This is a genomic window from Antrihabitans stalagmiti (assembly GCF_016482825.1).
Taxonomy (GTDB): Bacteria; Actinomycetota; Actinomycetes; order Mycobacteriales; family Mycobacteriaceae; genus Antrihabitans; species Antrihabitans stalagmiti.
In genome coordinates, this window is record NZ_JAEMNV010000006.1 from 310,845 (window position 1) to 336,730 (window position 25,886).

A 25,886-nucleotide genomic window follows, 5' to 3' on the forward strand; every position below is an offset into this window, starting at 1 on the left:
ATGGGAATCCGGATCTGTGGTTGATCGGATCTGTCCAGCACACAAAACGTCGTGGCACTTACCGACCGCTTATCCAACGCTGACGCCGCAGGTCGCACCGCCGTCCGCCCAGAGTGAAAACCATAGGCGATCCGAGTCGTGACCTGGAAGAATTCGGAGGTATGACATCTCAGCGCAGACTGACGCTGGTGACCACCGCACCCGACCAGTCGGACGCACCCGCGACACCCGAACCCGCCCCGCTGGTTCGCGAACTCTACGGACGAGTCATCAGAGAAGAGCGCGGAGACCAAGACCGCAGCCTCGACGACGTAGCCACCCAAGTCGGAATGTCCAAGCAATACCTGTCCGAAATCGAACGCGGCAAGAAAGAACCCTCCTCCGAGATCCTGCGATCCATCTGCGGCGCACTCGGAATCTCGATCGAAGACCTACTCACCCGATCCAGCAGGCGAGTCGCCTACGCCACGCGATGGGGGAGAACGACGTTGCAAGCTGCGTAATCTCGCGAGCTTCGCTCGCGGTGGCTCAGGGGTCTTCGTCACGCTCGCTTCCCTCCTCGTCCAGTCGCTGCGCTCCCTCCCTCGTCAGTCCAGCGAGCGCGGACCCCTTCGCCGATTTGCTTCGTCGGTATTGCGAACTGCGCAGCGCGCGTTGGCACTTCGCACACCCCGCAACACTTCACAGGCGGTGCGCATTGCACACACGCGTTGCGAAGCAGGACCCTCGCCCGAGACGGCGGAGGGTCAGCGTGAGCTGGACTGACGAGGGAGGGAGCGCAGCGACGGGACGAGGAGGGAAGCTCACGCGTAAAAGACCCGCAGCCCAGCGAGCGGAGCGAGCCAATGTCACTCCACTATCACATCTGCCAACCCGTAGTCCACGGCTTCTCGGGCGGTGAAGATCCGGTCCCGGTCTGTGTCTTTTCTCAGCCGCTCGATCGTTTGACCTGTGTGTTTGCTCAGGATGTCTTCCGTCTCGGAGCGTAGGCGCATGATCTCTGCCGCTTGTAGGGCTAGGTCGGAAATGGTGCCCGATCCCTGACTCGATGGTTGATGCAGCAGCACCCGCGAGTGGGCCAGCACATGACGATGGCCTTTGGTCCCCGCCGCGAAGAGCACGGCCGCCGCCGACGCTGCCTGACCCATGCAGTAGGTCGCGACTGTCGGCTTCAGGAACTGGATCGTGTCGTAGATCGCCAGCATCGCTGTCGCGGATCCGCCCGGCGAGTTTATGTACAGTCCGATCTCGCGGTCGGCACTGTCTGCCTGCAGGTGCAGCAGTTGCGCCATGACTACGTTCGCGACGCCGTCGTCGATTTCGGTGCCGAGAAAGATGATTCGCTCGTTGAGCAGCCGGCTGAAGATGTCGAAGGATCGCTCGCCTGCCGGTGTTCGTTCGATGACGTTGGGAATTGTGTACTGGGACATGGCTTCACAATCCAATTCGGGGGGCGGTTGTGTGTGGCGCGATCTCGGCGAACGACGTGACGATGCGATCGACGATCCCGTAGTCGCGTGCTTGTTCTGCGGTGAACCACCGATCGCGATCGCTGTCGGCAGCGATCTCCTCGACGGTGTGGCCCGTTTCGCCTGCGATGATTTCCTGAGACTGCCGTTTCAGCAGTTCAAGGCTCGCTGCCTGGATGGCGATGTCGACCGCTGTCCCGCCGATGCCTGCAGATGGTTGATGCATCAGAATCCGACTGTGCCGCAGACTGATTCGTTTACCTTGGGTGCCGGAACAGAGCAACACCTGGCCCATGCTTGCTGCGAAGCCCATGGCAACGGTGATGACGTCGTTCGGTATCAGCTTCATCGTGTCGTAGATCGCGAGCCCGGCCGACACCGAACCGCCGGGCGAATTGATGTAGATCACGATGTCGCGTTGAGCGTCGGCGGTTGCGAGGAGGACGAGTTCGGCACAGGCGCGTTCTGCCATGGCGTCGTTCACCTCGCCGGTGAGCATAACGGTGCGCTGGCGAAAAAGTCTGTCCGCCAATAGGTCACGGTAGTTCAGGTCGGGGAGTGTCGGTGCGGTCATGCCTCCATTGGTACCGCCTCACCACCGGGAAATGGCCGGGTGTCTGCTGTAGGCAGACTCAAGCCAGTTCGTACTCCAGGTGGTGGCGTATCTCCTCGGCAGCTGCCTCGAGGTGTCGCTGGACGATGCCACGGCCGAGCAACTCGGACACCCACGCGAGAACCAATCCCGACAACGTGTAAGTCGCTGTCAGGGTGAGGGTGCTGGCGTCCCCGTCGGAGGCGATCGTTGCTTCGAATGCGTGATGGGTACCGCGGATCGTCTGCCACGAGAGTCCCGTACCGTCCGACTTGGTAACCAGCACCCGGCCACCGACCTGAATCGCGCCGACGTCGAGAAACACATCCCATTCTTCGCCGTCGGCGGTGTCGCGGACGAATCTCCATCGACCGAGACCGGTGATGAGTGGGAGGACTTGATGCGGGTCGGACAGAAACGCCCCAGCCACATCGGCGGCGCGACGCACCCGGCGGGTGACAGACACTGTTTGGCTCACGAGATCAGCCGACCAACGGAATGACGGTTTTGGCGCCGAGGCGCGACAGTCCGGTCTGCATGACGCTGGTGACGTAGTCGTACGCCTTGTCCCAGTCGGGATCGTCGCCGAACCGTTCTCCCAGATCGATGGGCTCCATCACCTGAATTCGAATCTTCACCGGCAGGGGAATGTGGGGGAGATCGCCCGGCAGAAAGCCCCACGGAATGCTGAGGCTGATCGGCAGGCTCTTGATGCGGAACAGCTTGTCGAAACGCAACAGCCGAGCCAGGCGACGACCGTCGTTGAACACGTAGAACGTGTCCTGGCCACCCGTTGCGACGACCGGAACGATCTTCACCCCGGCAGTATGCGCAAGTTTGAGGAAGCCTTTGCGGCCGTCGAAGACGATCTTGTTGCGGTCCCTGGTCGGTCGCAACGATTCGACGTCGCCGCCCGGATAGACGAGTGCGGACCCGCCTCGTTCGAAGATCGCGGCGGCAATCTCCGGATCAGCGGGTACGACGCCCATCTTGCGGCTTGCCCACCCGATGACGGGCATCCTGGTGATGATTTCGTGGCCGAGGCCGTACAGCGGGCGGCCGCTGACGGTGAAGTACGTGTTGTAGGCGAGCACGAAGACAAATGTGTCGGGGATGTTCGCGCCACCGCTGTGATTGCCGACGAACAGCACGGGTTCGTCCGGCACGTTTTCGAACCCGTCGACGTCTGCTCGAAACCAAAGGGTGGCGGCCAGCCACATACGCGGCAGCATCGCTCTGATGAATTCGGGATCGCGGCCTGATATTTCGATCGGCCCACCATCGTCCGTCGGGGGCGGCGAGGCGGTCATGAAGTACTCCAGATTCGATTTTTGTGCAGGTCGGGGCGTCAGTCTACTTCGGTCGTGACGCCGGACACGCGGTGCGCCTTTGCTGGTCTTGCGTCACTCGTCGGGTGGTCGACCGTGCGCGACGTCACGGTGTAGCCGGCTCTGCTCGCCACCGACGACCGTGTCCCGCGACGCCGCCCTCAGCTGCGGGGATTCGGCCGTCGCGTGCGACGGTCGAGCTGCCGCGGGCGTGCCCGTTTCGATCAGGGTGATCGGAACCGGCGACAAGGTCGCACGGGTGGGTTCGGATGTCTCTACTGCCATGCCAACGACACGTCACCGCGTTGTGGGCGGCTGTGACCTGCGAGAAGTGCGCGCCGTGACACGAGGCGCTCCCTCGCTTCACGCGGATGTAGAGGACATGACACATGGGACGTAGGAGAGCGCTACTGCTTGCAGTGGCCACGGTAGGCGTCGGAATTCTCGGACCGTTCGCGACGGTCGTTCCGCAGGCGCAAGCGGCGCCGGCGCCACTGAGCGGTCTTTTCGCCCTCTCGCCCGGTGTGTGCTCTGGCGGCTCCGTCACGGGCAGCTTCTTCCGGATGATTTTGCCGACGGGTGACGCAAGTGGTCCGTTCCTGCAGAACAGCGACTCGGGTTGCAGCGACCAGACAGTCACTCCGCTCTCGGCAGGCAGCGACGGTGGCTTGGTGAGCGGCAGCTACCAGGAACAACCAGCGCAGGCCTTCGACGGCGGCGGCAACGCTCTGTCGGGTCGGGTGACGACGCCGGTGCGGTTCTATGGTGTCGACTTCGCAACCGGTACCAATCAGACCGATCCGCAGACCGGTGCGGGCGCTGCTCTGCCGCAGCTCTTCGCCGACGGCGGTGTATTGAGTGGCGACCTCAGCAGTCTCGGCGTCACCTGGAACAACCAGGTCTTCAACCAGGGCTCGCCGAAGCCGGGCGGGAGCTTTCCCGGTAAGACGAGCCCCATCAGCGGCTCGATCGACGGCTCCGGCAACTTCGTGATCGAGTGGACGAGCCAGATCGTCGGGGGCCCGTTCAACAACTTCACCGGATTGTGGCACCTGGCGGGTCAGTACCAGGGTGGTGGACTCGCGCCCGGACCGGCACCAGCACCGGCACCGGCGGCAGCACCCGCAGCACCCGGCGCACCAGCAGCGCCTGCGCCCGCTGCCGCCCCAGCAGCTCCTGTGCCGGTCGCGCCCGCCCCGCAAGCCGCGTCCGTTGCTGATCCTGCGCTGGCAACCCGCACGATCGATCTGCCGCGACGCGAACACGCGCCCGCGTGGGTAGTACCCGTCTTGCTGGTCGTCGCCATCGTAGCGGCGGGAGCATTCTTCAACGCCGACAGAATCGCCGGCCGGAGAAAATCCTGATGCCGTCGGCACAGACGACTGCGCAATACGAAGGGCTGCCCCCGTTCCCGACGCCCGAAAAGTCCTCTGAGACCGAAGCTTCGGTGTGGCCGGACATTTTGATCGTGGTCGTCGGGGCAGCGTTGATTCTCGGCCCGCTGTTCAGCGGCATGTTTCTCAGAGCCGCACAGGGTGAGGCGATGATCGCCTCGTTCGCCCCGTACATGACCGATACCAGCGTCGACGGTTATCGCGACAATTTCACCGTATTGGACGCCGCTCGTACGAATATCGTTGCGGTACAACAAAACGGCGAAGCGCCGGGCACCTACACCTACATCGACAACTTCGTCCGCGACTATCCGCTGATCGACGCCGACATGAGCCGGATGATCGACGCGATCGACGCGAACCGATCGAACTACGCCGACCTGACGCAGATTCCGCCGTTCGGGCTGCTGCCGTGGTTGCTCGCACTGAGCGGTTTCGTGCTTGCGATCGTTGGTGCAATCGGTATACGGCGGTCGCGCTCGGGTCGTCGTACTCGCGTACCGCGGGTCCTTGCCGGACTTGTCGGGTTGGCGCTGATTGCAATGCCTTTCGGATTCGGACTGTTCGCGAACGCCCCCGCGGGTAAGCCACTGCTCGACGGCTTCCGTCCGATCCTGACGACCGACGAAGTCCGAAAGGTGCAGGGCTACTTCGTCACGCTCGTCGCAGCCCAGGGTGAGCTCGACAGTCGTTTCACCGGCGCGGTCCGGCAGGCACACCCCGATGCCGACCTCCGTGCGATCGATTCCCTCGGCGAACAGTGGCAACCGATGACCTCGTCGTTCGCTGCGCTCGTCGGGACGATGAACGACAACGTCGAGAACTTCGATGCTGTTGTGGCGCTGAACGAGTCGACGAAACCGCTCGGCTTCGAGGCCTTCTCGCGACTCGGCTGGTTCTTCCTGTTGCCAGGAGTCGGCGTCGTTGCCACCACGATCTTTCATCCAGTGCGAAACGCGCGCCGCGCGCGTTCGCAAACTCAGGGAGGTGGCTCGAGATGAGAGCCCGCACAACACTCGGAACCCTGCTTGTGATCGCCGCGCTCGTCACGGGCGCGTGTGGCAGCGACGGCGACAAATACACCGCGTCGACAGGACCGGAGAACCTCGTCGGATTGTTGCGCCTCGATCCGGGTGCCGTGTCGGGCGACGACGTCACCGGAACGTGGTTTCGGATGGTCCAACCGGGCGGAACGCCGGAAGCGGGACCGTACATGCCGAACGGTGATTCGCCGGTTCTCGGTGGTGGAACGACCCTTCTCGAACCTGGCACCGAAGGCGGTCTGCGGACAGGCGGCTTCCAGAGCGAGCCGAATCCTGCTTTCGCAGATGGCAATTCGCTCGCGGCGTCGATCACGAAGCCGACCAGGTTCTTTGCCGTCGAGTTCGGCACCTCGACCAACCCCGTCGACCCGCAGACGCAGCGTCGGGTGTCGGCGCCATCGGTTGTCAACAACGACGGGACGCTGTCCGCGGACCTCTCGGCCTGGGCGGCATCGTGGAACAACCAAGAGTTCAATCAAGGTGCACCGAAGCCTCCCGAGAAGGAGGGTCCGCAGGTAGCCGGCGCGGAGCAGGTCCAGCAGGTCTGGGACTGGGTTGCCAAACAGTGGTTGAAACTCCCGCAGACCGATGCGGTGCAGGGCCCGCCTGCAACCGGCACGTACGACTCCGAAACTCGACGCTTCACCTTGCAGTGGACCAGCTTGATCGTCGGAGGTCCGTTCAACGGGTTCACCGGAGTCTGGCACCTGGAAGGTGTCTTCGAACCGTCCGCCACCGCACCCGGTCCGCCCCCTCCGGTCAACTGACGACCGCGAAAACTTGTCACAAGGAGACGCCCCTATGTCCGAGACCCGTGCCCCCCGCACCTTGCTCGCGAGCACCATCCGCGTACTTGCCGCCCTGACCGTCATCGGCAGCTCGGTCGCGGTGACGGCGTTGACCGTCGAACGCGGCGACCAGGTCGCCGTCGTCGTACCGCAGGCGCAAGCCGAAAACACTGTCCCCGCAGCTGCTGTCGTTCCGGCACCTACGCCGCCCGCCGCGGTGCCGCCGCCTGCCGTACCGGCTCCTGGTGGTCCTGCGCCGTCCGCGGCGGTCCCGCTCGGAGGTCCGAGCGCTGCCGGACCGGCGGTGACGATCGAGCCTGGAACCACAACACCGGGTACGACGCCCACGACGCCAGGTGCGCCAGGTTCGGTCCCTCTCGGTACCGCGCCTCCGGGCACGGGGAGCCCGTTCGAAGCGGCGCCCGTCAACACCCAGCCACCGTGCCCGCTCGGCTGGCCCGCGCCCGCCAAACAGGGCGGTCTGGCGTCGTTGATCGGATTGGCACCGCTGGCCGGGCCCTTCTCGTCGGAGGCGTTCGCGCTCGGGTCCGTATACCAACCGCTGTTGCAGTTGGTCGGTCCGGTGCTCGCCGAGATCGCACCCGTCATCGACGCGAACCTGCCGTGGATCAATCCGATCATCACTCAGGTCCAGGGTGTGGAAGCTGTTGTGCTGGAGGCGATCCTGCCGTACTACGGTCCCTACCGTGCGCAGTTGATCAATGCCGAGGGCGAATTCGCGAAACTACTGACCCCGATACTCGACCGGGTCTACAACAGCGAGGCCGCCTCCTGCTTCGTTGCCTGGCAGGGGCAGATCATCGACCAGGCGCAGGGCGGCAGGATTTCGGTCGCGTCGCTCGCGCATCCCGGAACCGTGGTCGAACTGGGACCCGAACAGTAGGAGTCGTTGCGCCCGCGGACATAAGATCGAATCTTGTGCTCGCGGTCGGCGGGCTGGACAAGGGTGCAGGTGAATACGGTGGTCACTCCCGGCGAAGCAATGGATGCGATTCACGACCTCGAGGGCACGCATCCAGGTTTTCGGGCATTGCATGCGAAGGGGTCCCTGTATCGGGGGACGTTCACAGCCGGGCCGGAAGCCGCGAAACTTTCGAGCGCGTCGCATCTCGACGGTCGCACAGTTGCGGCACTCGTCCGGTTCTCGAACGGGTCGGGTGACCCGACGCGGGCTGACAATGTTCCGCACGTCCGCGGTATGGCGGTGAAGTTCACGCTCCCGGACGGCAAGACGACGGACATTTCCTCGCAGACTGCTCGGCTGTTCACCGCGAGCACACCCGAAGGTTTCGTCGACTTCCTGCGAGCGGCAAAACCAGGTCTCGGTACGCCGCTGCGGTTGGCCAAGTACGCGACGCAGAACCCGGCGCTCGTTCGCACGCTCAAGGTCAATGCCGTTGCCGCGAAGATCCCCGCCAGCTACGCGACGATCGAATACCACGCGCTTCATGCCTTTCGTTGGAGCGATGCGAGTGGCGGTTCGAGATTCGTTCGCTACCACTGGGTTCCGGAGGCGGGTGAGCATTTCATCTCGTTGCTCGCAGCGCGGTCGAAGGGGCACGACTTTCTGAACGACGACCTCGATGCGCGTCTCGGTGAGGCACCGGTTCGGTTCACGTTGCAGGTGCAGATCGCGGGGCCGGACGATTCGACGGTCGACCCGTCAGTGGCGTGGGCGAGCGACGACCGAGTGACGGTGGGAACGCTGGAGATCGTCGGGCTCGAAACCGAACGTGAACACGACGGCGACGTAGTGGTTTTCGACCCGATGCGCGTCACGGCCGGTATCGAAGCGTCGGACGATCCGATCCTGCACTTCCGAAGTCTCGCGTACTCCGAATCGGTGGAGTTACGCAGTGGAATCAGTCGCGGCCCGGACGCTCCGAACTGACAAGGCGGCTTCGCCGCTCGTGCGTCCTTTCGGAGGGCCACACCTCCGAAAGGACTCACGGGGCCATAGGCCCTACCGTCGATTCGGCGGCGTCAGCGCCTTCATCGCGAGGCGCATAACCGGTTCCGGGACACGATCTTTCATCGACAACGCCAGCGATCCCGCTCGTGTTCGCGCGGGGGAGCCCCTCCCGAACAGGCGGCCGAGATCGCTGCCCTCGGGTTCTTGATCGAGGTGTACCGGCGGAGCGCCGTCGGCGGCGCCGAGCGCCCGGCCGATGACTATTCGCTGGATCTCGCTGGTCCCTTCGAAAATGGTGTACAACTTGGCATCTCGGAACCACTTCTCGACGGGATGGTCGCTGATGTAACCCCAGCCGCCGAGGGTCTGGATCGCGCGTTCGGTTGCCTTGACGGCGATTTCGCTCGCTGCGAGCTTCGACATCGACCCTTCGCCGTTTCTGAACTCGGCACCGGTCGCAGCCATCCACGAGGCTCGCCACGTCAGCAGGCGGGCGGCGTCGAGTTGAGTTGCGATGTCGGCCAACGGAAATGCGATGCCCTGGTTGTCGATGATCGGTCCGCCGAAAGCCTCTCGACGGTTGGCATACTCGGTCGCGTATTCGAGTGCAGCTCTTGCTATTCCGAGTGCCTGCGCGGCAACCATCGGCCGGGTCTGTTCGAATGTGCCCAGCGTCGACGACTTTCGGCCCGCCCCACCGGCGACGGCTTCGGCGGCGTCGCGTGCCTTCTGCAGTCGGTGCTCTAGCTTGTCGTCCCCGCCGAGCAGATGATCGCCGGGGATGCGGCACCCGTTGAACTTCAATTCCGCGGTGTGCGACGCCCGGCAGCCGAGCTTGTCCAGTTTGCGGACGAGTTCGAGACCGTCGGTGCCTCCCGGAACGATGAACAACGCTTGACCACGGTGCCCGAGATCGGGGTCGACCGTCGCATTGACGACATGAACATTGGCGATGCCACCGTTGCCGATCCACATCTTGTGCCCGTCGATGATCCAGTCGTCACCGTCGCGGCGTGCCGTGGTCCGCAGGTTGCGGACGTCGCTGCCGCCCTCGGGCTCCGAGATCGCGAGCGCCGCCATCTTCAGATTGCCGGGTTCGCCGAAGCATTCGGGCGCCCAGCGCAGCATCTGCTCAGGCGTCGCCGCCTGACCGATCGAGGACAGCGCAAGCGCGGGCATCACGATCGCCAGGCCGATTCCAGCACAACCCCAGAAGAGTTCCTCCATAAACAGCGGCAACGACAGGCCGGTCGGATCACCGATCAGATCGCGATAGAAGAGCGGACTGTAGAACCCTGCCTCCGCGGCCTTCTCGAGCACCGGCCATGGAAACTCCTGAGCGCTGTCGTAGTGCGCAGCGACGGGTCGAATGACGTCCTCGGCGAAGGCGTGGGCGCGTTCGGCGAGATCGAGTTGTGCGGGGGAGAGGCTGAGGCTGAAGGTCACGACGGGTCGACACTCCTAGGTCGGGGGCGTACCGGCTTCAATACCCACCAGCGGATCGGAGCAAACGACGTCGGGTCGTGAGTCCTTTCGGTGGTGGGGCCCTCCGAAAGTGCGCACGAGCGCGAAGCGCCTATCGTGATTCGAATGGCCGCCGACGTTGACGCAGAATCGCCGAGCGCGACGCTGTCGCCCATCGCGGTGCTGACCCTGATCGGCGGTGCCTTCCTCCCGATCCTGTCGTTCTTCATCATCAATGTCGCGTTGCCGACGATCGGTACCGACCTGGACGCGTCGAAGGCCGAACTCCAGTTGGTCGTCGGCACCTACGGGATCGCCAACGCGATGCTTGTCGTGGTCGGTGGCAGGCTCGGCGATGCGTTCGGGCGTCGCAGATTGTTCCTGATCGGCATGGCAGGTTTCACCCTGTTCTCGCTGCTCTGCGGTCTTGCCCCCAACATCGAAGCGCTGCTCGTCCTTCGGATCGGCCAGGGCGCACTGGCCGCCTTGATGACCCCGCAGGTGCTGGCGACCATCGCGGCAACGCTTACCGGGGTCAGCCGAGTGCGTGCGGTCGGCATGTTCGGCGCCGCGGGCGGCATCGGTGCTGCGGTCGGGCAGATCCTCGGCGGCGTATTGGTGTCGGCAGATATTGCAGGCCTCGGCTGGCGGCTCGTGTTCTTCGTGAATGTTCCGATCTGCCTGCTGGTATTCGTCGCCGCGATCGTGATCGTCCCCGAAACCAAAGCCGTCGATCGTCTTGCCGTGGACGGCGTCGGCGCGTTGCTGCTCGGCACCACGCTGGTGTTTCTGTTGTTGCCGCTGACCGAGGGCCGGGCACTCGGCTGGCCGCTGTGGACGTTGCTGATGCTCGGCGCCGTCGTACCGATGACGCTTCTGTTCGGCGGGCATCAACGGCGCACCGAGCGAGTCGGCAAACCTGCGTTGGTGCCGCCCTCGGTCCTCCGACTGCGCGGCATGCAGATCGGCCTCACGATCGCAGTGGCGTTCTTCGCGACGTTCGGTGGGTTTATGTTCGCGTTTGCCCTCGCGACCCAGGGCGAGGCAGGAATGTCGCCCCTCGAAGGTGGCCTGACCTACCTGCCGCTGGCTGCGAGCTTCCTGGTCGTCTCGATCTACAACGCCGCGCTGCAGGAGAGGTGGGGTCCGAGCATCATCGCCCGCGGCTGGGCGATACAGGCCGTCGGCTACATCTCGTGCGGGATCGTCCTGTGGTCGCTCTGGCCCAACGTCGGACCGCTGACCCTCGCGTTGCCGATGTTGGTCATCGGGTTCGGGTCGGGTTTGGTGATGATGCCGTTGTTCGGCGTGGTGATGGCGCAGGTTCCGGCCGAGCAGGCGGGCCTCGGCAGCGGGCTCCTGATCACCACGCAGCAGACGTGCATTTCTCTCGGTGCTGCGACGGTAGGGACGTTCTATCTGGCGGTGTCGACCAGTTCGTTGGGACAGGGCGGCGCGCTCGCCGTCGTCGAATTCACCATTGCCGCAATCTCTATCGTGGCCGTGCCGTTCAGCCTGCGACTATGTAGGTCGTGAGTCCTTTTGGAGGTGGGGCCCGCCGAAAGTGCTCACGAGCGCGTAGCGCGGATTGCTGTTATCCAGTCGTCGACATCGCGGACGAACCACGCGACGCTGTCGAAGCCGCGATCGGTCTCGAACCGGATCCACAGCAATCTGCGGCCGACCGATTTGCCCGCGTGTGTCTTGACGGCGTCCACCTCGCGTACTGCCGCGAGCGGTATCTCGAGTGGCACAGACCCGCCCGCACGAGAGAACCACACCATCGTTCGAGTGAGCACCAGTGCGCCGTTGCCGCGAACCTGTGCTCCGCCTTTCGATTCGAGGCCGAAGAAGTTCGCGAGGGGATCGGCTCGCACGATGTCGGTCGGCGAGAATTGCGACTCGATCTTGGCGGCGCTCGACTTCCGTACCCTGCCGACCACAACTTTCAGTACGACAACGATGACGGACAGGACGACGACGAGTATCGCGAGCACAAGCACCACGATCGAGAGCGCATTCATCGCGGCAGAATAACGCGACAAATAGGACGGTCGCTACCGATCTCGGCAACCGCTGCGTTCAGCAGAGTGTTCAGGCGGACCGGGTAGGGTCCGGGCATGTCCTGCTGCGGGCCGTCGCGACGTCGCTTGCTCACCATGATGGCTGCCGGAGTTGTGTTGCCGATGGTGAGTTCGGGCAGACCCGGTAGTGCCGGTGCCGATCCGATTCCTCTGCTCGCAACGGACCTCGAGGTCGTCACCGTCACCGATACCTCGGTGGTCGTAACGTGGTCGACCGTCTCCCCGCAGGGAGCCGACGCGTTCGGTCGTCCGCTGCCTGTCGCGGCGAACACCGAATTACGTATCGGCCCAGCCGATTCGGTGACCGCACCGAAAGTTCTCGGCTTCGACGACACTCCGACCGGCTACCACTATGCCGAGGTGCACGGGCTGGAACCTGGACGACAGTACCGATTCGAGGCGTACTCGAACGGCGTACGGGCCGTCCCCACGAACGGCGTGACCAGTGCACCGGGCGCAGTCGAACAGTCGGGTCGCTTCACGACACTCGTCCCGCCACCCGGTCGCCACCTGCGCACCATCGCACTGTCGAACGACGTGCACTACGGGGAGGAGGTCAGCGGCATCGTCTCTGGCGACCTGCCACCCGGTTACCGGCAGGATCAGGGCCTGCCGCCGTACCCGGAGGTCATGCTGAGCGCGATGCTCGACGACCTCCGCAGCCCCGATCGAGGAGCCGATCAGCTGATCCTCGCCGGTGACCTGACAGCCGAGGCGACGGCGGTGGACTCCGCGGCGGTGCGGGCACGGCTGGACGCGTGGGGCTCGCTCGGTTCGGATTATTTCGTGTGCCGCGGCAATCACGATCGTCCGCACGTCGGCGCGGAGTACGCGCAGTGCAGCGCGGTGCCCGCAGCGCCCGATCATCACGATTGCTGGGGCGACAGCTTCGTCGACCATCAGAAGTTGTTGTCCTACCAAGTCGGCGGACTGCGCCTGCTCGGCATCGACACCACCGCGCTCGACGCGTCCGGCGGCACGATCGACCCGGAGCAGATGGCCGAGATCCGGTCAGCCCTGACGTCGGACCCCGATCGTCCGACCGTCGTCTTCGGCCACCACCCTGTGACGAACGAAGCGGCGACGAACAACGCTGCCGGACCCGGATTCGTGCTCGACCGCGGCAACGCCGCCGAGTTGCAGAACAGCTACGTCGGAGCGCCTGGAGTGTTCCTGCACCACAGCGGCCATACGCACCGCAACAAGCTCACCAGGCCCGACGTCGCTGTACGCGTCGAGTTTCTCGAGGTCGGCGCGGTGAAGGAGTATCCGGGCGGATACAGCCTGCTGCGGGTGTACGACGGCGGCTACATGGTCAACTTCTACAAGACTCGCTCCGACCTCGCGAAGCGGTGGAGCGCACGGACCCGCGGGCAGTACTTCGGCCTGTTTCCCGAATACGCGCTCGGCACTTTTGCCGAGCGAAACCACGTTGTCGTGCGGGATTTGTCCGGGCTGACGAGTAGCTGAGCCTCGCCTACGAACCTCTGCGCCGAACTGCACGGTCGGCGCGGTATCTTTGCTGAGGCAAACCTCACTGCCACGTTCGACGCGCGCACCGGAAGGCGACGATATGCCTGCTCTGTGGAAGAAAGTCGCCGTAGCGATGTCGGTCGCTCTCGGCGTGACGGGTGCGGTCGGCTGCTCCGACGACACGTCCGAGAACTCGAACGCGATCCTCGTCTACAACGCGCAGCACGAGTCGCTGACCAAGGAATGGGTCGAGGCGTTCACGAAAGAAACCGGCATCGAGGTGGAGGTGCGCAAGGGCGGTGACACAGAGTTGGGCAATCAACTCGTCGCCGAGGGTGAGCGCTCGCCGGCCGATGTGTTCCTGACCGAAAATTCCCCCGCGATGACGTTGGTCGAGAACTCCGATCTGTTCACCGACGTCGACGCCGCCACGCTCGAGCAGGTTCCTGAGCAGTACCGGCCGTCTACCGGCAAGTGGGTCGGCATCGCAGGTCGATCGACGACGTTCGTCTACAACCCGGAGAAGCTGACACCCGAGCAGCTGCCCCGCTCGATCATGGATCTCGCGGATCCGAGCTGGCAGGGACGGTGGGCTGCCGCACCGTCCGGCGCCGATTTCCAGGCGATCGTCAGCGCGATACTCGAGCTGAAAGGCGAAGCGGCGACGCTGGATTGGCTGAAGGCGATGAAGGCGAACGCCGATATCCGCAAGAACAACATCGCCGTGATGCAGGCGACGAATGCCGGCGAGATTCCTGGCGGCATCATGTATCACTACTACTGGTACCAGGATCAGGCCAAGACGAAGGAAAACAGCGGGAACACCGCATTGCACTTCTTCCGCAACCAGGATCCAGGGGCGTTCGTGAGCATTTCCGGTGGCGGAGTGCTGAAGTCGAGCAAGAAACAGGAGAACGCGCAGGCCTTTCTGAGGTTCATCACGGGTAAGGCGGGCCAAGAGGTGTTGCAGAAGGGCACCTCGTTCGAGTACCCCGTCGCCAGCGGTGTCGCGGCGAATCCCGCGCTGGTGCCGCTGACAGATCTCGCGCCGCCCGTCGTCGATCCAGCGAAGTTGAACAGCCGCAAGGTAACCGAGCTGATGACCGAGGCCGGCCTGCTTTAGTGGCACCTGCTCACGTCCTACGCGCGATCCGGCGTCCGAGTGTTCTGCTCGGGACGCCGGTCGTCGTGCTGGCGCTGGCCGCCATGCTTGTTCCGCTGGGATACGTTGTATCGGAATTGATCTCGGCTGGGTGGTCTTCCGCGTACGCGCTGATCGTTCGCCCACGAGTCGGTGACCTCCTGCTCAACACGGTTGGCTTGGTCGTCGTGACCGTGCCGATCTGTGTTGCGCTCGGCGTCGGTCTCGCCTGGTTGGTCGAACGAACGAATGTCCCCGGTGCGCCGATCTGGGGTCCGTTGTTCGCTGCGCCCCTTGCCGTTCCGGCGTTCGTCAACAGCTACGCGTGGGTCACTGTCGTGCCCGGCTTGAAAGGTCTGACAGCAGGGGTCCTGGTATCGACGTTGTCGTACTTCCCGCTGGTCTACCTACCTGCCGCAGCGACGATTCGACGGCTCGATCCGGCGATCGAGGAATCGGCGCGTGCATTGGGCTCTCGCCCGTTCGGTGTCTTCGTCCGAATCGTGTTGCCGCAGTTGCGGCTGGCGATACTCGGCGGTGGACTGCTCATCGGACTGCATCTGCTCGCCGAGTACGGCGCCTTCGCGATGCTGCGTTTCGACACGTTCACCACGGCGATATTCGAGCAGTACCAGTCCACGTTCAACGGCGCAGCGGGCAGCATGCTAGCCAGCGTTCTGGTGCTGTGCTGTTTGCTGCTCCTCATTGCCGAAGCGTCGGGTCGCGGCAGAGCGCGCTACTTCAGGATCGGGTCAGGAGCACCACGACCGGCAGTGCGAATTCGCCTGCGATACAGCCTGGTGCCGGTAGTGCTCGGATTCGGAGCAGTGGTTGTGCTTTCGCTCGGAGTCCCGCTGTGGACGATCGTGCGGTGGTTGCGCATCGGCGGATCGTCCGTGTGGGATCTCGACGCTATCGGCACAGCTCTCGGGCAGACGCTCGCGTTCGCCTGTGCCGGAGCGTTGTTGACGACGGCGCTCGCTTTTCCTGTTGCGTGGCTTGCGGTTCGCACCAACAGCATCGTCGGTCGGGTGATCGAAGGATCGAACTACGTCACGAGCTCGTTGCCAGGCATCGTGACCGCGCTTGCTCTGGTGACCGTGACCATCAAGTGGTTTCCGGCGGTGTATCAGACTGTGCTCGTGGTTGTCGTCGCCTACGTGTTGATGTTCATGCCCCGAGCCCTCGTCAGCCTGCGGTCCGGTCTTGCGCAGGTTCCGATCGGCCTCGAGGAATCGTCACGTTCGCTCGGTAGGTCCAACGCTGCGACGTTCGTCCGCGTGACGTTGCGCCTGACCGCTCCGGCTGCCGCTGCGGGTGCGGCGCTGGTATTCGTCGGAGTCGCAACGGAACTGACGGCTACGCTGCTGCTCGCGCCCACTGGCACGACGACGCTTGCCATGGGGTTCTGGTCCGCCAGTAGCGGTCTCGACTTCGCGGCGGCAGCACCGTACGCGCTCATCATGGTGGTTCTGACCATGCCGGTCACCTACCTGCTGTTCACTCAGGCGACGCGTGCCACCGGCGCCACGTCGTCGAAGGAACTGGTGCGTGCGGTATGAGTGCACTTGCGCTGCAGGGTATTTCGAAATCATTCGGCCGTGCCCAGGTCCTTCACGAGGTGAGTCTGGCCGTAGCGTCGGGTAGCACAACCGCGGTCGTCGGGTCGTCGGGTTGCGGCAAGACGACCTTGCTGCGCGTCATCGCAGGCTTCGAAGCGCCCGATGCGGGTTCGGTGTCGATCGCAGGCGAATGCGTTGCCGATCAAGGGCGTTCCGTTCCGCCGCACCGCCGAAATGTCGGTTACGTCGCACAGGACGGCGCGTTGTTCCCGCATCTGAGCGTCGCGCAGAACATCGCCTACGGCCTCCGTGGTGGACCGATGCGCCGGAAGGTGGTGCGATCGCAGGTAGACGCACTGCTAGAGATGGTCGCGCTCGATCCGACGTACGCGCGGCGGCGCCCACACGAACTGTCCGGTGGGCAGCAGCAACGCGTCGCGCTCGCTCGTGCGCTCGCGCGCAAACCCGACGTGATGCTGCTCGACGAACCGTTCAGCGCACTGGATTCCGGATTGCGAGCGGCCACGCGGCGCGCAGTTGCGCACACTCTGCGCGTCGCGGGTGTCACCAGCATTCTTGTCACACACGATCAGGAAGAGGCACTGTCGTTCGCGGACCGAGTCGCGGTCATGCGGACCGGTGAGTTCACTCAGGTCGGCTCACCCGAAGAGGTCTACGGGGAACCGGTCGACCGTTTCACCGCCGAGTTCCTCGGTGATTGTGTATTTCTTTCCGGTACAGCGACGGACGGCGCCGCCGAGTGCGCGTTGGGCCGAGTCCCGTTGCGGGGGAACGCACCTCAACGTGATGTCACGATCATGCTGCGACCGGAGCAGTTGATTGCGAAGGTTGTGGCCGACGGCGCAGGGGGAGTGGGTGTCGGCACGGTGGTGGCGAGCGAGTTCTTGGGCTCCGACGTCGTTCTCGAAATCGAACTGCCAGGCGATCAGCCTGCGATCACCGTCCGCCAGGCCAGCGTCCTGCCGCCGCCGATCGACGCGAAGGTGCAGATCGATGTTCTCGGTGCGGCCGTGGCGTTCGTCCCGGACAAGAACTAGCTACTGCCGCGCATAACTCGGGAAGCGCTCGTCGACCTGTTCCGGAGTGAGCCCGAAGTCTTCGAGCGCGTACTTGTGCGCGGGTTTCCGGTCACCGGAACGACTTTCGGTATGCATCGCTGCCATCGCCGACTCTGCCGTGGTCGTCAAGGGTATGCCGAAATGGTCGTAGATCCCCGACACAGTCGCGAGTGGATCTCCGACGAAGTCGCGGTAGTCGATATCGATGAACTGGGCGGGGTTGTAGTTGCGACGGGCAGCATCGAAGCTCTCGAGTCCGCGGGCCCAGAGGTCCAGTTGGGTGCGGCCGATCACGTCGCCCGCGAAACTGTTCGACCAGCCCGCCGTCGCCTGCTCGGACAGGCTGCATGCCGATGCGATTGCTGTTCGAGGTTGTCTGTGCGTCTGAATCACCAGAGCATCGGGATAGTTCGCCATCAACGCGTCGAGGGCGAACAGGTGGCTCGGGTTTTTGAGTACCCAGCGACGATTACGGTCGGGGAGTCCGATCAACTGCAGGTTACGACGATGGCGCGCATAGGCATTCGTCCAGTCCTGGGTTGCCAGCCATGCGGAATAGCTCGGGACGTCCGCGAGACATTCGTAGGAGACCGACATCGCGGACTGACGCAGTAGTTGCCAGCATTCCTCGACCTCCGACGCCGACATGTAGTGCAGGCCCATAAATTCCGGGTTTTCGATGTGGTGCTGCTCGAACATGTCCTGGATCCGGCGGTACACGGGGTTCTCGTCCCACGTGTCACGCGGTGGCCTGGGTTGGGGGAACTCGGTCAGCCACATTTCGAGGCCCTGGTTCGCCGAGTCGGCGGTCAGCAGCCGGTGTAGTGCCGTTGTGCCGGTTCGGGGGAGACCGGTGACGAAGATCGGTCTTTCGATGGTGACGTCCGCATGCTCGGGATGCTGTGCGAACGCCACCTCGCTGAGCGAGCGCGCAACGAGGGCACCGCGCAAGAACGCGCGAGCAACTTTGCGGCCCAACGGAGTCAGATCCGCCTCGCCGTAGGAGTCGAGCAGCACCTCCAGCGCAACAAGGTAGTCGGGGTCGCCGTAGTCGGTCAGTCCGGTGATCTTGGTTGCGGAGGCGTGCAGATCGTCGATCGTGCCGACGTTGTCTCGATCGGTCATCGGTTCACCCAAGCATCCGGTTTGCGACAGCGGCTTGGCGCGCTGCGATACGGGCCCGAAAGTCCTCGGGTGTGATCGTATTCGTCCGGTAGTAGGGCAATTTCGATTCGACGTCGGCAAAATCCACCACCTCGACGGTAGGGCCGTCGGCCTCGGTCAACGGTCTGTCGACGCGCTGCCAGCGGAACTGCAAATACCCACGCCGATGGCCCGTCGTCTCGATCCAGTTGGTGATTCCTGGATTTCGCTCGCTGGCGACAAGCCGGATGTTGCCGTCCGGATCCGTCTGTGCCTGATGCGAATTCAGCGACGTTTGATGATTGCTGTAGTCGAGCGAGATGTACCACCGACTGCCGAGCTGAAAACCCTGATATGGCGCATCCGATTTCGGGACGGTGATGATCAGGGCCTGGTCCTCGTCGATGTCGAAATGCCCGGCCGACGAGTACTGCGTCGCCAATCCTCCTGGCGTGAGCCGAGGTTCGGTCATCGTGTTGACCGGGAGGTTCAGATAAAACCACTCCGGGAACTTCAGCCAGGTCTGCACGCGGGTCACCAAAGCCTTTCCGGCTCTGGCGAATCGCTTCTCGACCAGCTCTGCGGTCAGCGGTGGCGGCGCCGTGCCGGACGTGTCCACACGTTCGATGCGCAGCGTTCCGCGCTCGGCCTCCCAGTCGCTGTAGACCTCGCGCACAACCAGTTGCGCCGAACCCGGCGCCAGGGTGAAGTAATTGGTTCGGCCGTTTGCAGGCTCGGGACCGAAATGCGCCCGGAAGGACCCGTCGGCGTCGATCTGGAGCTCACGGTCGTCGAACGCCGTGACGCTACCGGGCACGTTTGCGCTGGTGTAGTTGCCGTTGAGGACCTGAAAGCTCAGGTCGACCGTGGAACCGCGCTTTCCGGTGACGATGTATTCGTGGTCGTCGTTGATTCGTGCGCCGAAGTAGAGCGTGTCGGGATTGTCGAGTCCCATCTTCATAAACGGACCGGTGCCCTGGACGAAGCTGGGATGGTCGCGTTCGGTTGCCCAGGTCGCGTGCATCGTCGCCAAGATTCCGCCTGCCAGATACTGGTAGCCCTCGTGGAGGTCTTGCGGCGTCTGAATATGCGGGGCGGTTTGGATCAACTTCTCCGCCTCGGCGATGGCTTCGGCCAGTGGATCGGTCAGCACGTGTGCTCCTCGTTCGCCCCGATCGGGGGTGGTCCAAATATGTACCTGCGTGGTACAACAGCTGTAAGCAGACTAGAACGTGTTCTAAGGAATGGTCAATGATTTCTGGGGCTCCCGCTTTTGCCGGTCCACCCGATCCGCCGCCACCGGATGCAGGTAGTCGTCGCTCACCGCCAACCGAGCGAGTCGTCGCTGTGCTCGACTTCCTTGTCGCACACAAGGACCGCAGATACGGGCTTTCCGAACTCGCTCGTCGTCTCGAGCTGTCGAAGCCGACCTGCCTCGGGATCGTGTCCGCGCTCGTCGACGGCGGCTACCTGACGCGTGACCCGGTCGCGAAGAGCTACGGGTTGGGTCCGGCGCTCATCAGCGCCGGTAGGGCAGCGCAGGAAGGACTGGCTGTCGGTCCGATCGCGCGCCGCCACCTCGCCGAACTCAGCGACCGGTTCGGCACGACATGCTCGGCGTCGACCGTGATCGGCGACCGGATCGCCGTCGTCGAACTGACCGCACCGCCAGGCGTCCGGCCGAACGCCCGAGTCGGCCAGCTCTACCCGTTCGCTCCGCCGGTCGGACTGATGTACGTGTTGTGGAGTGACGACGCCGAACTCGACCGGTGGCTCGATCGCGAGCCGACGCTGCCCATGCGGATCGACCGCACACGCTTGCGGCAGGTAGTCGACCATTGCCGCCGCACCGGCTATTTGGTCGAGACGATGACGGCGCTGGGGCAACGACTGCACACGGTGCTCGCCGGAGTCGCGGCCGACGAAATACCGAAAGAGTTGCGCGAGATCATCGGTGAGATGGCAACGATCCTCGGCGAGCGCGTCTACCTCGAGGACGGTGTCGACGACGATCGGCACCCGGTGAGCCTCATCGCCGCGCCGACCTACGACGCCGATGCGCGCCAGTCGATGGTGCTGACCCTGTTCGTCGGGTCGGCCATCGACCGCGCCGAAATCGACTTACGGGCAAGGGCATTGATCGAAGCGGCCGATGCGATCACCAACGAGGTCGGTGGAATCAAACCCGAGGTAAGTCAGGCCGTCGAACCAAGAGCAGGGGTGCTGTGATGACACGTGCAAGCTACGAGTTGACCCATCTGGAAGCCCTCGAAGCAGAAGCCGTTCACATTTTCAGGGAAGTTGCCGCGCAGTTCGAGCGGCCTGGATTGCTGTTCTCCGGAGGTAAGGACTCGGTCGTGATGTTGCACGTCGCGGCAAAAGCGTTCTGGCCCGGACCCGTTCCGTTCGCAGTGATGCACATCGACACCGGCCACAACTTCGACGAAGTCATCGAATTCCGAGACAGGACCGCGGCGGAACGTGGACTGCGGCTTGTTGTGTCGAGCGTGCAGGACGACATCGACGCGGGTCGTTCGGTAGAGGAATCCGGCGCGCGAGCGAGTCGAAACCGTTTGCAGACAGCGGCATTGCTCCGCGGGATCACCGCCAACGGTTTCGACGCGGTGTTCGGCGGTGCACGGCGAGACGAAGAGAAGGCACGGGCGAAGGAGCGAGTGTTCAGTTTTCGCGACGAATACGGCCAGTGGGATCCCCGCGCGCAAAGACCCGAGCTATGGAACCTGTACAACGGACGGCACCGCAAAGGCGAGCACATCCGGGTCTTTCCCCTGTCGAACTGGACCGAACTCGACATCTGGCAGTACATCCACGCCGAGCAGATCGACCTGCCGTCGATCTACTACGCGCACAGACGCAAGGTCGTCGCCCGCGACGGAATGTTGTTGGCCAGCACCCGGTTTCTGACCTTGCTACCCGGCGAGACGGAACACGAAGCGACGGTGCGCTTCAGGACCGTCGGTGACGCCACCTGTACCGGTTGCGTCGAATCGTCGGCGGCGACATCGGCTGAGGTCGTGGCCGAGGTTGCGGCCAGTCGCGTCACCGAACGTGGTGCAACCCGCGCAGACGACCGGATCTCGGAAGCGGGCATGGAAGATCGCAAGAAGGAAGGCTACTTCTGATGCCGCAATTGCTCCGGGTCGCGACTGCGGGCAGCGTCGACGACGGCAAGTCGACCCTCATCGGTCGCCTGCTCTACGACTCCAAGTCGATCTTCGAAGACCAGCTCGAGGCCATCGAGCGGACCAGCAGGGAACGCGGTGACGAATACGCCAATCTCGCACTGCTGACCGACGGACTGCGCGCCGAACGCGAGCAGGGCATCACGATCGACGTCGCGCATCGCTACTTTGCAACTCCACACCGGCGCTTCATCATTGCGGACACGCCCGGCCACGAGCAGTACACCAGGAACATGGTGACGGGCGCGTCGACAGCCGACCTTGCCTTGCTGCTGATCGACGCTCGCAAAGGTGTTCTCGAACAAACGCGTCGACACGCTTTCATCGCAAGCCTGCTCGGTATTCCGCACATGGTGCTGTGCGTCAACAAGATGGACCTCGTCGAGTGGTCGATGGAACGATTCGACGAGATCTGCTCGGAGTTCCGGCAATTCGCGATGAAGCTGGATGTTCCCGACCTGACCTTCATTCCGGTTTCTGCGTTGCTCGGCGACAACATCGTCGAGCGCAGCACGAATATGGCGTGGTACGAGGGTGGTTCGCTACTGCACACGTTGGAGCAGGTGCACATTGCCTCCGACCGAAACCTGATCGATGCACGTTTCCCTGTGCAGCACGTGATCCGACCACAGCAAGCTGGTGGTGAACTGCACGACTTCCGCGGGTACGCCGGGACGATCGCGAGTGGCATCTTCAAGCCCGGCGACGAAGTCGTTGCGCTCCCTTCCGGTTTCACCACACGGGTCAAAGCGATCTGGGGACCGGGTGGTCGGCCGATCGAGGAGGCGTTCGCGCCGGCAGCGGTGTGTATCGAGTTGGCCGACAACGTCGACGTCGGGCGAGGAGACGTGTTGGCGCGGCCGAACAATCGGCCTTTGATCGGGCAGGAGGTCGACGCGCTCGTGTGTTGGTTCGCGGATCGATCGACGTTGAGCAAGGACGCTCGGTACACGATGCTGCACACGACCCGTGCGGTCAGGGCGCAGGTCGTCCGGCTGGACTACCGATTGAATATCAACACCCTCCACCGCGACGAGTCAGCGGACTCGCTGGCCTGCAACGAGATCGGTCGCGTGCAGTTGAAGCTGCAGCAGCCGGTTCTCTTCGATGCCTATCGCCGTAATCGGGTGATGGGAAGCTTCGTCCTTGTCGACGAATCGACCAACAACACGGTTGCCGCGGGCATGATCACCGGACCGACACTGTCCGCGTCGCGTGTCGTGTGGCACGCATCGGCCCTTGCCCGAGACGAGCGCGCAACCCGGGGTGCCACGGTGTGGTTGACCGGCCTTTCGGCAAGTGGAAAGTCAACGGTCGCAGTGGAGTTGGAGCGCCGACTGGTCGCTGCTGGCCACCCGGCCTATCGGCTCGACGGCGACAATCTTCGCCACGGACTCAACGCGGACCTCGGTTTCAGCGCTGCGGACAGGTCCGAGAACGTGCGACGCGTCGGTGCCGTCTCGCAGTTGTTCGCCGATGCCGGGATCGTCGCGGTCGCGTCGTTGATCAGTCCGTATGCGGCAGATCGCGATCGGATCAGAGCGCAGCACGAGGAGGCCGGTCTGCGGTTCGTCGAGGTCTTCATCGACACCCCGATCGAGATGTGTGAACGTCGCGATCCGAAGGGTATGTACGCCAAGGCGCGGGCCGGCGAGATACGTGGGTTCACCGGCATCGACGATCCGTACGAGCAACCGGCGCACGCCGAGCTGGTCCTGCGACCCTCCGACGGGGACCCGGTTGCGCAGGCGGCCCGAATCATGGAATACCTGGACCTGTGAACACCGTGCCGATCAACACGCTCTCCGATGCGCGTCTTGCTGCCGAACTCGCTGCCGAAGCGGGTGAATTGTTGCTGACGTTGCGTGCCGCCGAGCAAGACCTGATCGACGGTAAGGCGCTCGGTCGCAAGGGCGATCAGCTGGCGAATGTGCTTCTGCTCGATCGGCTTTCGGCCGACAGGCCGGACGACTCCGTGTTGTCGGAGGAATCGGCGGACGACAAATCCAGGTTGAACGCGTCGCGCGTGTGGATCATCGACCCGCTCGACGGCACTCGAGAGTTCAGCATGCCAGGCCGCGGTGACTGGGCCGTGCACGTCGCCTTATGGGAAGCAGGCCAGGGGATTACGGCTGCGGCAGTCGCGATGCCGGTCCTCGGAACGGTCTATGCGAGCGACGATGTAGCTGTACTTTCCGGTCCTGTCGACGGACCGATTCGAATCGTTGTCAGCGACAGTCGGCCGCCCGCGTTCACCGTCGACTTGGAAGCGCAGCTGAGTGCCCGCATCATCGGCATGGGTTCTGCCGGAGCAAAGGCGATGGCGGTCGTTCGAGGTGACGCCGATGCCTATGTCCATGCGGGAGGTCAGTGGGAGTGGGATTCGGCTGCACCAGTCGGCGTGGCGTTGGCTGCCGGTCTGCATTGCTCTCGAATCGACGGAAGTCCATTGCGGTACAACGAATCCCACCCTTACCTACCCGACCTGGTGATCTGTCGCCCGGAACTGGCGGAGTCGATTCTCGAGGTTGTCGCCGACCCGCGCTGACGTCAGGACTCCGGCGGGCGGATGGCGGGTAGCTGCCCGTCGTTGGTCGCCATCAGCGCTTTGATGATTCCGGAGCGAACGGTCTCGACCTGCCTGCGGCCGATCGCATCGGCCCACGTTTGCTCGAGTTCTTCGTAGATCTCTTCGACGGCAACGAGGAGGTCGGTGCCGCGCGAGGTCAGGTGAATTATCTTCGCGCGTTGGTCGGCGGGGTGCGGGTCGCGTCGGACATAGCCGGCGTCCTCCATCGACTCGATCAACTTCGAGGCGGCCTGTTTGGATACGCCCATCAGAACCGCAATCTCCGATGATTGAATTCCGTTGTCCCGAGCGGCAATCAGAACGAATCCGTAGTTGGGCCGGACATCCGACCAGCCGCGTTCGGCGAGGCGGGTGTGCAGTCCGTCGATAAACGAGCGATAGGCGATGGCGAACAGACGGGCGAGTGGGGGTGGATGTCCCACGGTCATTGCGCCCACGGTGGGTTGAAAGCTTTGCCGTCACCTAGGAGCGCTTGCCCGCCGACCGGAAGGCAGCACAGTGCTTGTAGTGGTTCGTCGCCTGCTGCGGTGATTTCGAAGTCGACGCCGGGCGGAACAACGACGACGTCGCCGGTTGCGGCGGTCGCGTCGAGTCCGTCGATACGTGTTGCAGCTGTGCCTGCAAGGACGACGAACACCTCCTCTTTCGTCAGGCGATGGGGCGTCGCGGGTGTGCCCGGCGCAATTTCGACCCGCCACACGCTGGTGTCGGTGGAACCTCGGCTCGGTGTTGCCAACGACGTGAAGCGGGTGCCGCCTACTTCGTGAGTCGGGCCTGTGGGTGCGGTGATGACGGCCATGATGGTCCTCTCGATTAAGTCAATTAAATTGACTTGTTAAGAATGCCACCACGCCCTATGCAAGTCAACCAAGTTGACTTTTTCGTCACGCGTCCAGTTGGTCGGCCAGATCGAGGAAGTCGGAGGCGTTGAGGTCGAAGGCGTCGTCGTATTCGGTGTCGGCCTCTGCGGCGGGACCGAATTCGAGTGGTCTGGCAACGAACGCCGTCTGGAAGCCGAGGGCTGCGGCAGCTCTGATGTCGTACTTGTGGCTGGCGACCATCATGATCTCGCTGTGCGGCAGGCCGAGGTAGCGCGCGGCCGTCGAATAGGTCGCGGGGTCGGGCTTGAAGGCGCCGACCATCTCGGCAGTGAAAATCGCGTCCCACTGCAATCCGCCTCGTTTCGACAGGTTCACCACTGCGCTGACATCGGCATTCGACAGTGTCGCCAACGTGTATCGCACGCCCAGTCGTCGAAGGCCCTGGACCGTGTCCGGCCACGGAATCAGCCGCTGCCAGGCGAGTGTCAGCTCCTCTCGGTCTGTGTCCGGGTACTCGACTCCGGCCTCGTCCAGCAGCGCATCGAGCGTGCGCCGGTAGATCGAGTGGACCGATGTCCACGTTCCCGCAGGGGTCGGCGTCGCTGCGACCGCAGCGAAATACGCCACGCGCCATCGATTTACGAAGTCGTCCCAGTTCAGGCCCGGATTGCGGCCAAGATCGATTCGAACGGCGTCGGATGTGACCGTCGTGAAGAAGTCGGTTGCGGTGCCTTGGACGTCGAACAACAGTGCTTTCGGTCTGCTCACACGGCTAGATT

The 25,886-nt window shown here is 63.8% G+C and carries 27 protein-coding genes; 15 read left to right on the forward strand and 12 right to left on the reverse strand.

Going from position 1 to position 25,886, the window contains the following annotated elements; genetic code table 11:
* Positions 1 to 161: 161 nt before the first annotated feature.
* A complete protein-coding gene (locus tag JGU71_RS19880) occupies positions 162 to 503 on the forward strand; it encodes a helix-turn-helix domain-containing protein (protein WP_199706011.1) in 342 nt (113 codons plus the stop codon).
* Between the two features lie 345 nt (positions 504 to 848).
* Here the strand turns inward: JGU71_RS19880 and JGU71_RS19885 are convergent, their stop codons facing one another.
* From JGU71_RS19885 to JGU71_RS19905, 5 genes are all read right to left on the reverse strand, one after another.
* Positions 849 to 1,430 carry a ClpP family protease gene (locus JGU71_RS19885; RefSeq protein ID WP_199706012.1) on the reverse strand — a complete coding sequence of 194 codons (582 nt, stop codon included), beginning with the start codon at positions 1,428 to 1,430 and terminating at the stop codon, positions 849 to 851.
* A 4-nt stretch (positions 1,431 to 1,434) separates the two neighbouring features.
* Positions 1,435 to 2,043, reverse strand: a complete 609-nt coding sequence (locus tag JGU71_RS19890; protein ID WP_199706013.1) for a ClpP family protease — start codon at positions 2,041 to 2,043, stop codon at positions 1,435 to 1,437.
* A 58-nt stretch (positions 2,044 to 2,101) separates the two neighbouring features.
* The gene (locus tag JGU71_RS19895) at positions 2,102 to 2,539 is read right to left on the reverse strand and encodes a hypothetical protein (RefSeq protein WP_199706014.1); all 438 of its coding nucleotides are present in this window, start codon (positions 2,537 to 2,539) and stop codon (positions 2,102 to 2,104) included.
* 4 nt (positions 2,540 to 2,543) lie between these two features.
* Positions 2,544 to 3,371, reverse strand: a complete 828-nt coding sequence (locus tag JGU71_RS19900; RefSeq protein WP_199706015.1) for a lysophospholipid acyltransferase family protein — start codon at positions 3,369 to 3,371, stop codon at positions 2,544 to 2,546.
* A gap of 93 nt (positions 3,372 to 3,464) precedes the next feature.
* Positions 3,465 to 3,674: a hypothetical protein gene (locus JGU71_RS19905; RefSeq protein WP_199706016.1), complete on the reverse strand. Its 210-nt coding sequence runs from the start codon at positions 3,672 to 3,674 to the stop codon at positions 3,465 to 3,467.
* A gap of 104 nt (positions 3,675 to 3,778) precedes the next feature.
* On the opposite strand from JGU71_RS19905, the gene JGU71_RS19910 reads away from it, so the two are divergent.
* The 5 genes from JGU71_RS19910 to JGU71_RS19930 all read left to right on the forward strand — a co-directional run bounded on the left by JGU71_RS19910 (position 3,779) and on the right by JGU71_RS19930 (position 8,526).
* Positions 3,779 to 4,753: a hypothetical protein gene (locus JGU71_RS19910; protein ID WP_199706017.1), complete on the forward strand. Its 975-nt coding sequence runs from the start codon at positions 3,779 to 3,781 to the stop codon at positions 4,751 to 4,753.
* On the forward strand, positions 4,753 to 5,784 hold the full coding sequence (locus tag JGU71_RS19915; RefSeq protein WP_199706018.1) for a hypothetical protein: 1,032 nt from the start codon (positions 4,753 to 4,755) through the stop codon (positions 5,782 to 5,784). The genes JGU71_RS19910 and JGU71_RS19915 overlap by 1 nt, the downstream gene beginning before the upstream one ends.
* Positions 5,781 to 6,593 (forward strand): hypothetical protein, encoded by an 813-nt coding sequence (locus JGU71_RS19920; protein WP_199706019.1) that lies wholly within the window; start codon positions 5,781 to 5,783, stop codon positions 6,591 to 6,593. The genes JGU71_RS19915 and JGU71_RS19920 overlap by 4 nt, the downstream gene beginning before the upstream one ends.
* Before the next feature lie 34 nt (positions 6,594 to 6,627).
* Positions 6,628 to 7,518, forward strand: coding sequence for a hypothetical protein (locus tag JGU71_RS19925; RefSeq protein WP_199706020.1), 891 nt, complete (start codon positions 6,628 to 6,630; stop codon positions 7,516 to 7,518).
* A gap of 69 nt (positions 7,519 to 7,587) precedes the next feature.
* Positions 7,588 to 8,526, forward strand: coding sequence for a catalase family peroxidase (locus tag JGU71_RS19930; protein WP_199706101.1), 939 nt, complete (start codon positions 7,588 to 7,590; stop codon positions 8,524 to 8,526).
* A gap of 72 nt (positions 8,527 to 8,598) precedes the next feature.
* On the opposite strand, the gene JGU71_RS19935 is transcribed toward JGU71_RS19930, so the two are convergent.
* Positions 8,599 to 9,993, reverse strand: coding sequence for an acyl-CoA dehydrogenase family protein (locus JGU71_RS19935; RefSeq protein WP_199706021.1), 1,395 nt, complete (start codon positions 9,991 to 9,993; stop codon positions 8,599 to 8,601).
* A gap of 144 nt (positions 9,994 to 10,137) precedes the next feature.
* Here JGU71_RS19935 and JGU71_RS19940 point away from each other — a divergent pair, with 144 nt between their 5' ends.
* Complete coding sequence (locus JGU71_RS19940) at positions 10,138 to 11,547, forward strand: MFS transporter (RefSeq protein WP_199706022.1); 1,410 nt, start codon at positions 10,138 to 10,140, stop codon at positions 11,545 to 11,547.
* Between the two features lie 32 nt (positions 11,548 to 11,579).
* Here JGU71_RS19940 and JGU71_RS19945 read toward each other — a convergent pair whose 3' ends face one another.
* Positions 11,580 to 12,035 carry a hypothetical protein gene (locus JGU71_RS19945; protein WP_199706023.1) on the reverse strand — a complete coding sequence of 152 codons (456 nt, stop codon included), beginning with the start codon at positions 12,033 to 12,035 and terminating at the stop codon, positions 11,580 to 11,582.
* Between the two features lie 96 nt (positions 12,036 to 12,131).
* On the opposite strand from JGU71_RS19945, the gene JGU71_RS19950 reads away from it, so the two are divergent.
* The 4 genes from JGU71_RS19950 (at position 12,132) to JGU71_RS19965 (ending at position 17,329) form a co-directional block, all read left to right on the forward strand.
* Complete coding sequence (locus tag JGU71_RS19950) at positions 12,132 to 13,565, forward strand: metallophosphoesterase family protein (protein WP_199706024.1); 1,434 nt, start codon at positions 12,132 to 12,134, stop codon at positions 13,563 to 13,565.
* A gap of 103 nt (positions 13,566 to 13,668) precedes the next feature.
* Positions 13,669 to 14,691: an iron ABC transporter substrate-binding protein gene (locus JGU71_RS19955; protein WP_199706025.1), complete on the forward strand. Its 1,023-nt coding sequence runs from the start codon at positions 13,669 to 13,671 to the stop codon at positions 14,689 to 14,691.
* The gene (locus JGU71_RS19960) at positions 14,691 to 16,271 is read left to right on the forward strand and encodes an ABC transporter permease (protein ID WP_307829731.1); all 1,581 of its coding nucleotides are present in this window, start codon (positions 14,691 to 14,693) and stop codon (positions 16,269 to 16,271) included. Before JGU71_RS19955 ends, JGU71_RS19960 begins: the two co-directional genes overlap by 1 nt.
* Complete coding sequence (locus JGU71_RS19965; protein WP_199706026.1) at positions 16,268 to 17,329, forward strand: ABC transporter ATP-binding protein; 1,062 nt, start codon at positions 16,268 to 16,270, stop codon at positions 17,327 to 17,329. Before JGU71_RS19960 ends, JGU71_RS19965 begins: the two co-directional genes overlap by 4 nt.
* Here JGU71_RS19965 and JGU71_RS19970 read toward each other — a convergent pair whose 3' ends face one another.
* Positions 17,330 to 18,475, reverse strand: a complete 1,146-nt coding sequence (locus JGU71_RS19970; protein WP_199706027.1) for a sulfotransferase family protein — start codon at positions 18,473 to 18,475, stop codon at positions 17,330 to 17,332.
* A 4-nt stretch (positions 18,476 to 18,479) separates the two neighbouring features.
* Positions 18,480 to 19,646 carry a DUF1214 domain-containing protein gene (locus JGU71_RS19975; protein WP_199706028.1) on the reverse strand — a complete coding sequence of 389 codons (1,167 nt, stop codon included), beginning with the start codon at positions 19,644 to 19,646 and terminating at the stop codon, positions 18,480 to 18,482.
* A gap of 98 nt (positions 19,647 to 19,744) precedes the next feature.
* Here JGU71_RS19975 and JGU71_RS19980 point away from each other — a divergent pair, with 98 nt between their 5' ends.
* Genes JGU71_RS19980 through JGU71_RS19995 form a run of 4 tightly spaced genes read left to right on the forward strand, consistent with a single transcriptional unit; the run spans position 19,745 to position 24,244 of the window.
* Positions 19,745 to 20,722, forward strand: a complete 978-nt coding sequence (locus JGU71_RS19980; RefSeq protein ID WP_199706029.1) for an IclR family transcriptional regulator — start codon at positions 19,745 to 19,747, stop codon at positions 20,720 to 20,722.
* Positions 20,722 to 21,636: a sulfate adenylyltransferase subunit CysD gene (cysD, locus tag JGU71_RS19985; RefSeq protein WP_199706030.1), complete on the forward strand. Its 915-nt coding sequence runs from the start codon at positions 20,722 to 20,724 to the stop codon at positions 21,634 to 21,636. The genes JGU71_RS19980 and cysD overlap by 1 nt, the downstream gene beginning before the upstream one ends.
* Entirely contained in the window at positions 21,636 to 23,477 is a 1,842-nt protein-coding gene (cysC, locus tag JGU71_RS19990; RefSeq protein ID WP_199706031.1) for an adenylyl-sulfate kinase, read from the forward strand. The genes cysD and cysC overlap by 1 nt, the downstream gene beginning before the upstream one ends.
* 5 nt (positions 23,478 to 23,482) lie before the next feature.
* The gene (locus JGU71_RS19995; protein ID WP_307829736.1) at positions 23,483 to 24,244 is read left to right on the forward strand and encodes a 3'(2'),5'-bisphosphate nucleotidase CysQ; all 762 of its coding nucleotides are present in this window, start codon (positions 23,483 to 23,485) and stop codon (positions 24,242 to 24,244) included.
* Positions 24,245 to 24,246: 2 nt separating this feature from the next.
* On the opposite strand, the gene JGU71_RS20000 is transcribed toward JGU71_RS19995, so the two are convergent.
* From JGU71_RS20000 to JGU71_RS20010, 3 genes are all read right to left on the reverse strand, one after another.
* Entirely contained in the window at positions 24,247 to 24,714 is a 468-nt protein-coding gene (locus JGU71_RS20000) for a MarR family winged helix-turn-helix transcriptional regulator (RefSeq protein ID WP_199706032.1), read from the reverse strand.
* Positions 24,711 to 25,085: a cupin domain-containing protein gene (locus JGU71_RS20005; protein ID WP_199706033.1), complete on the reverse strand. Its 375-nt coding sequence runs from the start codon at positions 25,083 to 25,085 to the stop codon at positions 24,711 to 24,713. The genes JGU71_RS20000 and JGU71_RS20005 overlap by 4 nt, the downstream gene beginning before the upstream one ends.
* An 85-nt stretch (positions 25,086 to 25,170) precedes the next feature.
* Positions 25,171 to 25,875, reverse strand: a complete 705-nt coding sequence (locus JGU71_RS20010; protein ID WP_307829732.1) for a haloacid dehalogenase type II — start codon at positions 25,873 to 25,875, stop codon at positions 25,171 to 25,173.
* Positions 25,876 to 25,886 lie beyond the last annotated feature (11 nt).